This is a genomic window from Flavobacterium sp. (genome assembly GCF_046155325.1).
GTDB lineage: Bacteria > Bacteroidota > Bacteroidia > Flavobacteriales > Flavobacteriaceae > Flavobacterium.
The window spans coordinates 1-13,823 of record NZ_JBJXDQ010000202.1 but is presented as its reverse complement, the minus strand read 5'-3'; the positions used below and the strand labels follow the sequence as shown (position 1 = coordinate 13,823).

Genomic DNA, 13,823 nt, shown 5'->3' with positions numbered 1-13,823 from the left:
GCCTAGAGCCAAAAGAGAATGTTTAATTTTTAATACATATTTTTATGGAAATTCCTAAAATCGTTGGAGCAGGATTAGTAGTTATTGGAGCAGGTATTGGTATTGGTAGAATCGGTGGTTCTGCAATGGATGCAATCGCTCGTCAACCAGAAGCTACTGGAAAAATTCAAACAGCCATGCTTATTGCAGCTGCGCTTATTGAAGGTATTGGATTTGCAGCTTTGTTTGCTGTATAATGCTGAAGAACAGAAAGCTGTAACGGTTGGTTGCAGCTTTTGTTTCTAAAATTAAATTAAAAGAATACAATTAAAAATATACTATGGAAAAGTTAATAAATGATTTTTCGTTTGGATTATTTATCTGGCAAACAATAATTTTTGTTGGATTGATTTTCCTATTGAAAAAATTTGCTTGGAAACCTATTTTGGATGCCGTTAACGAAAGAGAAGAAGGCATAAAAAATGCTTTGCTTTCTGCCGATAATGCTAGAAAAGAAATGCAAAATCTTCAATCGGACAATCAACGTATTTTGCAAGAAGCAAGATTAGAGCGCGATTCTTTATTGAAAGATGCTCGTGAAATGAAAGACAAAATGGTTGCTGATGCTAAAAATGAAGCGCAAGCTCAAGGTCTAAAAATGATCGAACAAGCTAAAGCCGCCATCGAAAGCGAAAAAAATGCCGCTTTAGCAGAATTGAAACTACACGTTTCTACCTTGTCTATTGAAATTGCCGAAAAATTATTAAAAGACGAATTGTCTAACAAAGAAGCTCAAGTAAAATTAGTGGAAAAAATGTTAGGTGACGCTAAATTAAACTAATATGTCAAGTACAAGAGCAGCGATTCGTTATGCCAAAGCCATTTTAGAAATAGCAGACTCCAAAAAAGTCGCTTCTGAAGTGAGTGATGACATGACATTGATTGCATCGACCATAAAATCGAATTCTGAATTGAGTTCTTTTATCCAAAATCCGCTTGTAAAAACGGAAGATAAAAAAGATGTTATTTCAGAAGTTTTTGTTTCGGTTAATCCCGTAACACAAAGTCTTTTCCGTTTATTATTGGAAAACAAAAGATTTGAAATCTTGGATGGCATTGCAGTTGAATACAATAAATTGTTTGATGTTATGAATGGTGTTGAAGTAGCCAAAGTTACTACTGCCATTCCTATGGATGGGGCTTTAGAGGCGAAAGTTTCTGCAAAAATAGCAAGCTTTTCATCAAGCAAAAAAATTACTATTGAAAACACGGTAGATCCATCCATCATTGGAGGATTTATTTTAAGAATAGGCGACAAGCAATACAACGCTTCTATTGCCGACAGATTACAAGTATTAAAAAGAGAATTAAGTAACTAGTTATTGATATATAATTATGGCGGAAATTAAACCTGCTGAGATTTCAGCAATATTAAGAAAGCAAGTAGAAGGTTTTGAATCTGGTGCTACATTAGAAGAAGTAGGTTCTGTACTTCAAGTTGGAGATGGAATTGCCCGTGTTTACGGACTTTCTAATGTTCAATACGGAGAGCTTGTAGAATTTGACAATGGTCTTGAGGCAATTGTCTTGAATCTAGAAGAAGACAATGTGGGTGTGGTACTTTTAGGGCCATCAACAGGAATCAAAGAAGGCTCAACTGTAAAAAGAACACAACGTATTGCTTCCCTAAAAACAGGTGAAGGCATTGTAGGTCGTGTAGTAAATACTCTTGGTTTTCCAATTGATGGAAAAGGACCAATTACGGGTGAATTATTCGAAATGCCTTTAGAAAGAAAAGCGCCTGGAGTTATCTTCCGTCAGCCAGTTACCGAGCCATTACAAACAGGTATTAAAGCAGTAGATGCAATGATTCCGGTAGGTCGTGGACAACGTGAGCTTGTTATTGGTGACCGTCAAACTGGTAAATCTACCGTTTGTTTGGATACCATTTTAAATCAAAAAGAATTTTACGATGCAGGAAAACCTGTATTCTGTATCTATGTTGCCATTGGACAAAAAGCGTCAACGGTAGCAGGAATCGCAAAAATGTTGGAAGAAAAAGGTGCAATGGCTTACACAGTAATTGTGGCTGCTAATGCTTCTGATCCAGCTCCAATGCAAGTATACGCTCCGATGGCAGGTGCTGCAATTGGTGAATATTTTAGAGATTCAGGTCGTCCAGCTTTGATTGTTTATGATGATTTATCTAAACAAGCTGTTGCGTATCGTGAGGTTTCTCTTTTGTTGAGAAGACCACCGGGACGTGAAGCATATCCTGGAGACGTTTTCTACTTACACTCTCGTTTATTGGAAAGAGCTTGTAAAGTAATTGCCGATGATGATATTGCTAAAAACATGAATGACTTGCCTGATACTTTGAAAGGTATCGTTAAAGGTGGAGGTTCATTGACTGCTTTGCCAATTATCGAAACTCAAGCCGGTGACGTTTCTGCATACATCCCAACAAACGTAATTTCGATCACTGATGGTCAGATTTTCTTGGATGGTGATTTGTTTAATTCAGGTGTTCGTCCAGCGATTAACGTAGGTATTTCGGTATCACGTGTTGGAGGTAACGCACAAATTAAATCAATGAAAAAAGTAGCAGGAACTTTAAAACTAGACCAAGCACAATACCGTGAATTAGAAGCGTTTGCTAAATTTGGTTCTGATTTGGATGCCGTTACTTTAAACGTAATTGAAAAAGGAAAAAGAAATGTTGAGATTTTGAAACAAAATCTAAACGATCCTTATACTGTTGAAAATCAAACGGCTATTATCTATGCGGGTTCTAAAAACTTGTTGAGAAAAGTCCCTGTTAATAAAGTAAAAGAATTCGAGAAAGATTTCTTGGAATTCTTGAACAACAAACACAGAGATATTCTTGACGCATTGAAAGCAGGAAAATTAACTGACGAGATTACAGATGTACTTGAATCAGTAGCAAAAGAAGTTTCAGCGAAATATAACTAATTAGTGAATAGTGAAGAGTGAGTGGTTTAGACTATTCACTTTTCACGACTCACTCTTCACTATAAATAAAATGGCAAATTTAAAGGAAATCCGTAATAGAATTACTTCCGTTTCATCAACGATGCAGATTACTTCTGCGATGAAAATGGTTTCTGCAGCAAAGCTAAAGAAGGCACAAGATGCCATCACGGCAATGCGCCCTTATGCCGAAAAATTAACGGAATTATTACAAAATCTTTCGGCTACCCTTGATGGTGATGTTGGAGGAGAATTCACAAAACAACGCGATATTAAAAAAGTATTAGTGGTAGCCATCACTTCAAACAGAGGTTTGTGTGGCGCTTTTAATACCAATGTAATCAAAGAAGTTAAAAACCGTGCTGAATTTTACGCAGGAATACAAGTAGATGTTTTTGCCATTGGTAAAAAAGGAAACGACATTTTGACCAAAACGCTAAAAGTTGTTGAAAATCAAAGTCAAGTTTTTGATGCCTTGACTTTTGATAATGTTACTAAAATCGCCGAAACATTGACTCAGAAATTCGTCACTGGAGAGTATGACAAAATTGAATTGGTGTACAACCAATTTAAAAATGCAGCGACTCAAATCGTTCAAGTAGAACAATTTTTGCCTTTAGCAGCATTAAAATCAGATAAGCCAGCTTCGACAGGAGATTATATTTTTGAACCATCCAAAGAAGAAATTGTATTGACTTTGATTCCAAAATCATTAAAAACACAATTGTACAAAGGCATCAGGGATTCATTCGCATCTGAGCACGGAGCGCGTATGACTGCCATGCACAAAGCAACAGACAATGCAACCGAATTAAGAGATCAATTGAAATTGACATACAACAAAGCACGTCAAGCTGCAATTACCAACGAAATCTTGGAGATTGTTGGTGGAGCGGAAGCTTTAAAAGGATAAATTTTTTCGAATATAATTCAAGAGTCCCGCAATCGCGGGACTTTTTTTTGCCTTCAAAAAGGAAACAAAAAAGAACGATTAGGGGTACAATTATGAGCCGAAAACAAAAGAATTAGCTATTTTTGTTTTATTAAATTAAAAAAATACCCTTGGGATTATATAAAAATCTTTTTAAACAAACTGCCATATACGGACTCGCAACGGTTTTGCCTCGTATGTTGAGTTTTTTATTGGTTCGTTTATATACCGGTATATTACCAACCGCCGAATATGGAGAGGTTTCCATCGTACTGTCGTGGATGGTGTTTTTCAACGTGATTTTATCTTACGGAATGGAAACCGCCTTTTTTCGATTTTATAATTCTGAAAAAGATAAAGAAAATGTAATTGCAACTTCTACAATTTCTATATTTTGGTCATCTATTTTCTTTCTTTTTGGCGCTTTAATTTTTAGGAACTCACTCGCTTCATGGGCAAATGTTGATGTACAATATGTTACATATTCTATTTGGATTTTAGCGTTGGATGCTTTGGTAATTGTGCCGTTTTCGAAACTGCGTGCGAATCAACGCCCAATAATGTATGCTGCAATCAAGATAGGAAATGTGATGGTCAACCTGATTCTCAACATTTTCTTTCTGTTGTATTTGCCAAAATTAGCGCTAGATAATCCGCACACATTTATAGAAAATTTATACATAGAAAACTTCGATATAGGATATATTTTTGTGGCTAATTTATTAGCAAGTTTACTAACCTTAGTCGTTTTATCGCCTAATTATCTTAGCCTAAGTCGAAAATTCGATAAAGTACTTTGGAAAAAAATGATGCAATATGGTTTGCCTATTCTCGTAGCGGGAATCGCTTTTGCTGTCAACGAACATTTTGATAAAATATTATTGGGCTACTTACTTCCAGAAAACATCGCTAAATCAGAAGTTGGTGCTTATTCCGCTTGTTATAAACTCGGCTTATTTATGGTTTTGTTCGCCACAGCTTTCCGTTTGGGCATCGAACCTTTCTTTTTCAGTCATTCCGGCAACGAAAATGCATCTCAAACCTATGCCGTCATCACGAAATATTTCGTCATAATGGGCTCTTTAATACTTCTTGGGGTTATTGTTTTTGCAGACATCTTAAAGTTTTTACTGCTAGATAACAAATCCTATTGGGAAGCTATGAAAGTAGTACCATTAATCATTTTGGCAAATTTTTGTTTGGGCATTTATAACAATCTATCAGTTTGGTACAAACTAACCGACAAAACTCACATTGGCGCCTATATCTCTATCTTAGGGGCTGTTTTAACTTTGGTTTTAAACTTTCTTTTAATTCCAAAATATAGTTATTATGGTTCGGCAATTGCCACTATTACAGCTTATGGCAGCATGATGTTTATATCATACATACTCGGAAAGAAATATTACCCCATTCCGTATGATATAAATAAAATAGGCGGTTATTTAGGATTATCAATCTTCTTTTCAGCAATTTCTTTCTACGGTTTTCGCGAAAATTACTTTGTTGGAATCCCATTATTAATCTCATTTATGTATTTTATATATCACAACGAAAAAGAAACATTAAAAAGAATGTTGAACCGCAAGAATAATTAGGAGCTACTTCCTGCTGTCCGCTGTATCCACGCTAAAAAGCGTGGGATGCCGCTACCATCAGGGCTAAAAACCCAGAATCTAAAACTACCAAAACCCAGAATATGACCATCAAGATTATCAATAAATCGCAACACGAGTTGCCCAACTACGAGACCATAGCCTCGGCAGGAATGGATTTAAGAGCCAATCTAACCGAATCCATAATGTTAAATCCTTTAGAAAGAACCATCGTAAAAACGGGACTTTTTATCGAATTACCCATAGGTTATGAAGCCCAAGTGCGTCCAAGAAGCGGCTTGGCGGCCAAAAAAGGAATTACCGTACTCAATTCGCCTGGAACAGTTGATGCGGATTATCGTGGAGAAATTGGCGTGATTTTGGTCAATTTATCCAATGAAGTTTTTGTTATCGAAAACGGCGAACGCATTGCCCAACTTATTATTGCCCAACACGAAAGAGCCGAGTGGATTGAAGTTCAGGAATTATCCGAAACATCAAGAGGCGAAGGTGGTTTTGGAAGCACGGGAGTGAAATAAGTGGTCAGTGTTCAGTTCCGATTGCTATCAGAATAAGTGTTCAGTCTCAGTAAACAATAAAAAATCCGCGGAAATCAGTTCAATCCGTTTAATCTGTGGCCAAATAGAATTAAACCTTTGTGAACTTTGCGAAAACCTTCGTGACTTTGCGGTTAAAAAACAATTAACATGAAAATAATAGTACCAATGGCTGGACGAGGATCCAGATTAAGACCACACACATTAACCATCCCAAAACCGTTAATTCCTATTGCTGGAAAACCAATAGTACATCGTTTGGTGGAGGATATTGCAGGAGTTTTGAATCAGGATATTGAAGAAATTGCCTTTATCATTCACGAAAGCTTTGGCAAAAAAGTAGAAGAAGAGTTACTAGCAATAGCAAAAAAATTAGGCGCTAAAGGAACCATTTACTACCAAAACGAAGCCCTCGGAACGGGTCACGCCATTATGTGTGCCAAAGAGTCGCTGAGCGGACCTGCCGTTATTGCTTATGCTGATACCTTGATTCGTGCCAATTTTGACTTAGACCAAACTGCCGATAGCGTGATTTGGGTTAAAAAGGTGGATCAACCAGAAGCTTTTGGAGTTGTGAATTTAAACCAAGACAATGAAATAATTGAATTAGTTGAAAAACCGAAAGAATATGTTTCAGACCTTGCCGTTATTGGCATATACTATTTTAAAGATGTTGCCGTTTTGAAAAATGAGTTGCAAATTGTTTTAGATAACAACATTATCCACGGTGGCGAATACCAAATTAATGATGGAATCAAACAAATGATGGCAAAAGGCATGAAATTTGTACCTGGCGAAGTGACAGAATGGATGGATTGTGGCAACAAAGAAGTTACCGTTGAAACCAATTCTAGAATGTTAGGTTTTTTGCATAACGATGGGGAACAATTAGTGGCAAATAACCTAAAACAACAAAATTCAACTATTATTCCACCCTGTTATATCGCTGAGGATGTTATATTAATTAATGCAAGTGTAGGGCCTAATGTATCGTTGGGGAGAGGATGTCATATTAGTGACAGCTCTATAAAAAATAGTTTGGTACAGACCCATTCACACATAAAAAATGCAAATCTTGATAATGCCATGATTGGTAATCACGCTAATTTTGATGGAAACTTTACAAGTATTAGCATAGGAGATTATTCGGTTTTGGAATAACATATATTATCCTGCAAGGTTTTTTTTGACCTTGTAGGTATTAAATGAAACCTACAAGGATTTGGAAACCTTGCAGGATTTAGATGTAGAATGATAAACATCAACAATGAAAAAAACGGCGTCATTCTTTTTATTCTTGGTTTTGCTTTGCAATTCGGCTGCGTTATTGGCACAAACCGAACCGGAATCAATTGTGCCTGAAACCGATAAATTCGAAAATTATTTTTATGAATCTCTGAAGCAAAAAGGAATCGAAAATTATGACAAAGCCATTACGGCATTGGAGCAGTGTTTAAAATTGAAACCCAACAATGCCACGGTTTATTCTGAATTGGGAAAGAATTATTTTGCCTTAAAAGACTATGAACATGCCTATGATTCATTCGAAAAAGCAACACAAATAGACCCTAAAAACAAATGGCTTTGGGTAGGAATGTACGATGTAAATTATCAAACAAACAATTTTAATCAAGCCATAATTACTTTAGAAAAACTGATTGAATTAGATGAAAAATTTAAGGATAACTTAGTATCCTTGTTAATGAAAACCCAACAATTTGACAAGGCATTAATTCTTATAAATGAGTTAAATGATAAAGTTGGAAAATCAGACTCTAGAGATTTTTTCAAAGCCCAGATTTTGTCTCAAGGGAAATTTCAAAACACAGAGATCGAAAATCTAATTAGTCAAATTCAAAAAAATCCAAAAGAAGAATCTAATTATGTTGCTTTAATTGAACTTTATACCAAGAACAATGACGCCAAAAAAGCGTTAGAAATTACTCAAAAACTTGCAAATGAAATCCCTAGTTCTGAATGGGCTCAAATAGGATTATTTAAAATTTATTTGGACAAAAATGAAACGCAAAAAGCAATAAATGCAATGAATATTGTTTTGGCAAATACTAAAATTGATGCTAAAATTAGACATCGAATATTAAATGAGTTTTTGGTTTATACTACTAAAAATCCGCAATATTCAACAGATTTAGAAAAAGCGATTGCCTATTTTGATAACGATCCAGATGTAAATGTAACCCTAGAAATTGGAAAATTTTACCACAATAAAAAGCAATGGGACAAAGCGGCTTTTTATTATGAAAAAAGTTTGAAAAACAATACAACAGCAAATGTTGATACAAATTTGCTTCTGATGCAAGTATATGTTGAGTTGAAACAATTCGATTTATTGTCGAAAAAAGCAGCAGAAATGGTGGAAACATTTCCCACCCAACCTCAATTTTACTATTATTCAGGATTCGCTAATAATCAATTGTTACAATTTAAAAAAGCTAAGGGAATGCTCGAAATGGGGTTAGATTATCTCGTAAATGATATCCCATTAGAAATCAATTTTATCATTCAATTAGGTGAGGCTTATAGCGGATTAGGTGATGTTAAGAAAAAAGAATTTTATTTTTCTAAAGCAAATCAATTACAAAAAAAATAATATTAATGATATTACTTTCAAAAAAAATTCTACTTGTTTGCTTATCTAGCACACTACTATTTGTGTCATGCAAAACAAAATCAGTAGCCGTTATACCGCCTAAAAATGAAACCATTCCGATTTCAAGCAACACTATTAAAAACTATTATAACAATAAAGTTGCGTTTTCTACATTATACATAAAGTCAAATGTTCGATTTGACAATGGCAAACAAACACAAAATGTTACCGCCGAAATAAAAATTAAGAAAGACGAGCAGATATTAGTAAGTATCCGTTTTTTAGGAATTACAATGGCCAAAGTATTAATTACCCCAAAGTCCGTGCGTTATTATGAAAAAATAAATGATAGTTATTTTGAAGGAGATTTTAGCTTTTTAAGCCAATGGTTGGGAACGGACTTGAATTATGATAAGGTTCAAAATATGCTTTTAGGTCGTGCCATTGATGATTTAAAATTAGGAAAATATAAGGAATCTACTGTTGAGCAAACCATTCAATTGGACGATTTTTTAGACACTAAAAACAAGAAATCTTTCTTTTTTGACGATAAGACCTACTTACTAAAAAAACAAGAAATAACACAAATAGCCGAATCAAGAAAAATTGAGATTGTTTATTCAAACCATAATGTGTTTACTGAAGCAACATTGCCTTTTACTGTTTTGATTAATTCATTTCAAACTAAAGGAAAAACAGAAATAAATTTAGAATATAATACGGTAACATTTAACGAAGAACTTTCTTTTCCTTATAGTGTTCCAAATGATTACAAAAGAATTATAATTAAGTAAATTTGCAGAAACTTATTTTTAATATGCCAAAATTCATCCTAAGCCTAATTTTTATATGCTTGACTTCCGTTACATGGAGTCAAACCTCGCAACAAGAAAAACTAGAAGAACGAAAAGCTCAAATTCAAAGAGAGATTCGAGAAAATGAATCCTTGTTGCAATCCGTAAAGAAAAAAGAAAAATCAGCGGTTAATGTAATCATCATACAAAACAACAAAATAAAACTTAAAGAAAAACTAATTCAAACAACCGAAAAGCAAACCAAGTTGTTGAATAACGATATGTATATTAATCAGGTACAAATCAATAAATTAAAGAAAGAATTAGTAGCTCTTAAAGAAGATTATTCAAAAATGATTTTGAAATCTTACAAAAGCCGTTCTGAGCAAAGTAGAGCTATGTTTATTTTGTCGTCTGAGAATTTTCAACAGGCGTATAAAAGAGTGCAATACATGAAGCAATATACGAATTACAGAAAATTGCAGGGAGAAGAAATCCAATCCAAATCGGTTGAACTAATAGATTACAACGGAAAATTAGATAAACAAAAACAAGAAAAACAAAAACTAATTGCCGAGAAAGAAAAAGAGCGATTGTCATTGCTTAAAGAAAAACAAGAACAACAGAAAGTAGTCAATTCTATCAAAAAAGATAAGAATAAAATTGCTGCTGAAATCAAGAAAAAGCAACAAGAGGCCAAAGCAATTGATAGACAAATTGACCGATTAATTCGTGAAGCCATTGCCGAGGCCAACAGAAAAGCAGCAATGGAACGCGCGATGGAAAAAGCAAAAGCGCAATCTAAAGCCGAATCCAAAGTGGAGACTAAAGAGGAATTAAAAACTCGTGCAAAATCCCTTGTTTCTACTTCTGCGGTTTCGTCATCAAAAATTGAATTAACTCCAGAGTCAAAAATAATTGCTGACAATTTTAAGGCCAATCGCGGTAGATTGCCTTTTCCTGTAGAAAAAGGGTTTATTTCTTTAGGTTATGGCGATCAACAACATCCGGTGTATAAAACCTTAACAATACACAATAGTGGGGTTGAAATCACCACTGAACAAGGAGCAAGTGCCAGAGCAGTTTTTGATGGTGTAGTGACAAGCGTAATTGTGCTATCACCGGTTAACAAAGCAGTCATGATTCAGCATGGAGATTATTTTACGGTTTATCAAAATTTGAGTTCGGTAAGTGTTGGTAAAGGCGATAAAGTAAGCAGAAAACAAGCGATAGGTAGGGTAAGAACTAATGGTGAAACAGGTAAAACAGTCATCAAGTTTTTAATTTTACAAAACACAACTTACAATAACCCATCCAGCTGGTTGTCGATGTAAAGCAAAAAATAATACAAAAGAAAAAGCCTTGTGTAAATTTACACAAGGCTTTTTTAGATATAGCTTTCTTTACTGTTGCTGCTGATAGATTTGATCAATATAATCTAGTTGCACTTTTTCTTCAACGCTAGCTTCCTCAAGTTTTACATTATTAACTTCTTCAAACTGGGTTCCGTCTTCATAGCCAATAGAAACACTAACAGAAAGAGTTTGTCTAGAAACCCCTTTGAAAGTGCCTTTTACTAGCGTACAATCATTAAAGTTTCGTCCTACCGAGAGTTTCACATGATTAGCCATAGTCCAAATATTATTGGTGGGGTCTAAGCCTAACCATCCTTGATTTGGTGTGAAAATTTCTACCCATGCATGGGTGGCACCCTCTCCTCTATAGTCATTTTCATTAGGGCAAATATAACCGCTTACATAGCGTGAAGGTATTCCTGCAGTTCGTAATAATTGCAACAAGAGATTTGCAAAGTCTTGGCAAACCCCTTTTTTAATTTCTAATATTTCGTCTAAAGTGGTGTTAATGGTTGTAATACCTTTAGTGTAAATAAAATTTTTGTATATGTATTGATTACATTCTTGAGCGATGGCGATTATTGATTTTTCAGGTTCAATAATATTTTTTAAGATTTCCTCTATTTGATTTTGTTTTTCTATAGCCTCAGGATAACAAAGTCTTTGTAGCAGGATACTTTTTTCCATTTCTTTTGACAAATCAGCTATTGTAGTCGTGTCAATTTCAGGGATTTTAAGTGAATGATTTATCCGAACTAACATTCTTGATTCAAGTATCATTTCTTTGTGACTATCGAGTGTATTGAAATTTCCAACCCTATTGCCATAATAATCTCTTGAAATTTCAACATTTGGACTGTTACTTACAAGGAGCTGAAATTGCAATACATCTTGGTTATCAAAATGATGTGGAAACAATCGTATTTCGTTGATACTTTCCTTAATTGGCCAACTGTATTCGTATTTTGTGATGTGTACTATCTTGAAAACTGCCATTATATTTAGGTATAAGAGAAAAATAATTTTGAAAAATCGGTCGAAAATTGAATCAATTGTTTTTTAGTATCATTTAGAACATTTTCTAATTGTTGGTTGGTCAAGTTATGATAATCTGTAAATTCAATCGAGCTTTTGAGCCTTCCAAACTGATTGTGCAAGGTTCTGGCTTCGCTCAAATTATTGTCTTTGAAAAGGTTGTCTAAATAGATTTCAATCAGACTTAACGTATTGATTACAGAATGTCCAAAATCAGGATTAAAAATTACTTGCTGCACCACTTTACGGTTATGCGGAATGTTACTATAACTTTTTAGATATAATTCATAGCCAGAAAGAGACAGTAATAGTCTTCTCCAATACAATAAATCTTCTTTTCCATCAAGATTGTAATGAATTGGTGCATAATAAGCTTGTGTCAACGTGATGGTTTGAAGGCATCTTTCGATGTGTTTTCCAATTCTTGAAAACGACCAGCCTAATCCTCGAGGCATGGTAACCTGAAAAATCCCATTATAAAGCAGGAAATCCTTATTTAATTTTGACAAAATTACTGATGCCGCTGATGTTTCAAGCATTCTAGGTAAGTTAGGATCATTCATAAAATGATATAAAGAGTTGATATGTTCCCATAACTCCTTAGTAATTTTATCTTGTGATCCCCTTGCGTTTTCTCTAGCTTTAATGATTAGATTTTTTACTGAATTATGATTTAGGCTGTCACAAATCATGTATTTTAGAACAAAATTAGTATCATACTGAGCTTCCCTTATTTGTTTAATAGGCAAACTGGTGTAATATTCTAATAAGGGTTTGTATCCTTGTTGATCATCAAGTTCTTTGTCAAAAGACAAGATATAAAAAGTGTTAAGACCTAATAACATTCCGTCTGTTCTTTCCATATATCGGTTAAGCCAGAACATTCCGTCTGCTACTCGGCTAAGCATATTTACTTTCATTCTATTTGTCATTGCGAGGAGTTGGGAGGCACGTGGCAAAGCAATCTCATCCTCTTGTTAATCCAATTTTATTTAACTATCCATGTGTCTTTGCTACCGCCACCTTGCGATGAATTCACTACCAATGAACCTTCTGTTAGCGCAACTCTGGTCAACCCTCCAGGAACTATTTCTACCCCATTTGGACCACATAATGCATAAGGTCTTAAATCGACATGACGAAGTTTAAGTTCCCCATCAATCAAACAAGGCACGGTACTCAATTGAATAATCGGCTGAGCGATATAATTTCTTGGATTTTCTAGAATGGCTATTTTTGCTTTTTCTAACTCTTCTTGACTGGCTTTGTTGCCCATCACCATTCCATATCCTCCGCTTTGATTAGTTTCTTTGATAACCATATTACCCATATCGGCAAAAACAAGCTCTCGCTCCTCTTGATTTTCCATTTGATAGGTCGGGACATTTTTTAGAATCGGTTCTTCGTTAAGATAATATTTTATCATATCAGGAACATAAGCATAGACAGCTTTATCATCGGCAACACCATTTCCAACAGCATTTACCAAGGCTACATTTCCCATTTTATAAGCGCTGATTAACCCTGGAACTCCCAGAGTACTATCTGGTTTAAAAACCAATGGGTCTAAATATTCGTCGTCTAATCTTCTATAAATTACATCTACCTGATGAAGTCCTGAAGTAGTTTTCATATAGACTTTACAGTTATTGACAATCAAATCTCTTCCTTCTACTAATGGAATTCCCATTTGTCTCGCCAAGAACGTATGTTCGTAATAAGCAGAATTATAAATCCCTGGAGTAAGTAATACTACATTTGGATTTGAGATGCTTCTTGGCGATAACGATATTAGGATATTATGAAGAATCATGGGGTAATTTGCCACCATACTCACCTCATTAGAAGTAAACATTTCGGGGAAAATTCTTTTAGTAATTTCTCTGTTTTCAAGCATATAGCTTACGCCACTAGGGCATCTTAGATTGTCTTCTAAAACATAAAACTCTCCTTTTGCACCTCGAATCAAATCGAT

The 13,823-nt window shown here is 34.7% G+C and carries 14 protein-coding genes; 11 read left to right on the top strand and 3 right to left on the bottom strand.

The features are described 5' to 3' along the window. Nucleotides 1–44: 44 nt before the first annotated feature. The 11 genes from atpE to ACKVOD_RS13240 all read left to right on the top strand — a co-directional run bounded on the left by atpE (nt 45) and on the right by ACKVOD_RS13240 (nt 10,792). On the top strand, nt 45–236 hold the full coding sequence (gene atpE / locus ACKVOD_RS13290; RefSeq protein ID WP_073367797.1) for an ATP synthase F0 subunit C: 192 nt from the start codon (nt 45–47) through the stop codon (nt 234–236). An 83-nt stretch (nt 237–319) separates the two neighbouring features. Beyond that, nucleotides 320–820, top strand: coding sequence for a F0F1 ATP synthase subunit B (locus ACKVOD_RS13285; protein ID WP_409209949.1), 501 nt, complete (start codon nt 320–322; stop codon nt 818–820). Nucleotide 821: 1 nt separating this feature from the next. Further along, complete coding sequence (gene atpH, locus ACKVOD_RS13280) at nt 822–1,358, top strand: ATP synthase F1 subunit delta (protein ID WP_409209948.1); 537 nt, start codon at nt 822–824, stop codon at nt 1,356–1,358. A 16-nt stretch (nt 1,359–1,374) separates the two neighbouring features. Continuing rightward, a complete protein-coding gene (gene atpA, locus ACKVOD_RS13275) occupies nt 1,375–2,952 on the top strand; it encodes a F0F1 ATP synthase subunit alpha (RefSeq protein WP_409209947.1) in 1,578 nt (525 codons plus the stop codon). A gap of 70 nt (nt 2,953–3,022) precedes the next feature. Continuing rightward, nucleotides 3,023–3,883 carry an ATP synthase F1 subunit gamma gene (atpG, locus tag ACKVOD_RS13270; RefSeq protein ID WP_409209946.1) on the top strand — a complete coding sequence of 287 codons (861 nt, stop codon included), beginning with the start codon at nt 3,023–3,025 and terminating at the stop codon, nt 3,881–3,883. A gap of 149 nt (nt 3,884–4,032) precedes the next feature. After that, nucleotides 4,033–5,499, top strand: coding sequence for a lipopolysaccharide biosynthesis protein (locus ACKVOD_RS13265; protein ID WP_409209945.1), 1,467 nt, complete (start codon nt 4,033–4,035; stop codon nt 5,497–5,499). Nucleotides 5,500–5,600: 101 nt separating this feature from the next. Continuing rightward, nucleotides 5,601–6,035 carry a dUTP diphosphatase gene (dut, locus tag ACKVOD_RS13260; RefSeq protein WP_409209944.1) on the top strand — a complete coding sequence of 145 codons (435 nt, stop codon included), beginning with the start codon at nt 5,601–5,603 and terminating at the stop codon, nt 6,033–6,035. Between the two features lie 168 nt (nt 6,036–6,203). After that, a complete protein-coding gene (locus tag ACKVOD_RS13255; protein ID WP_409209943.1) occupies nt 6,204–7,214 on the top strand; it encodes a sugar phosphate nucleotidyltransferase in 1,011 nt (336 codons plus the stop codon). Between the two features lie 106 nt (nt 7,215–7,320). After that, a complete protein-coding gene (locus ACKVOD_RS13250) occupies nt 7,321–8,664 on the top strand; it encodes a tetratricopeptide repeat protein (protein WP_409209942.1) in 1,344 nt (447 codons plus the stop codon). Nucleotides 8,665–8,669: 5 nt separating this feature from the next. Further along, complete coding sequence (locus ACKVOD_RS13245) at nt 8,670–9,458, top strand: DUF4292 domain-containing protein (RefSeq protein ID WP_409209941.1); 789 nt, start codon at nt 8,670–8,672, stop codon at nt 9,456–9,458. Nucleotides 9,459–9,481: 23 nt separating this feature from the next. Then, nucleotides 9,482–10,792 (top strand): murein hydrolase activator EnvC family protein, encoded by a 1,311-nt coding sequence (locus tag ACKVOD_RS13240; RefSeq protein ID WP_409209940.1) that lies wholly within the window; start codon nt 9,482–9,484, stop codon nt 10,790–10,792. 69 nt (nt 10,793–10,861) lie between these two features. Here ACKVOD_RS13240 and ACKVOD_RS13235 read toward each other — a convergent pair whose 3' ends face one another. The 3 genes from ACKVOD_RS13235 to ACKVOD_RS13225 form a co-directional block, all read right to left on the bottom strand. Then, a complete protein-coding gene (locus ACKVOD_RS13235) occupies nt 10,862–11,809 on the bottom strand; it encodes a transglutaminase domain-containing protein (protein ID WP_409209939.1) in 948 nt (315 codons plus the stop codon). A 5-nt stretch (nt 11,810–11,814) separates the two neighbouring features. Then, nucleotides 11,815–12,780, bottom strand: a complete 966-nt coding sequence (locus tag ACKVOD_RS13230; RefSeq protein WP_409209938.1) for an alpha-E domain-containing protein — start codon at nt 12,778–12,780, stop codon at nt 11,815–11,817. Nucleotides 12,781–12,836: 56 nt separating this feature from the next. Continuing rightward, nucleotides 12,837–13,823: circularly permuted type 2 ATP-grasp protein (locus ACKVOD_RS13225; protein ID WP_409209937.1), on the bottom strand; the 987-nt coding region annotated here is incomplete at its 5' end.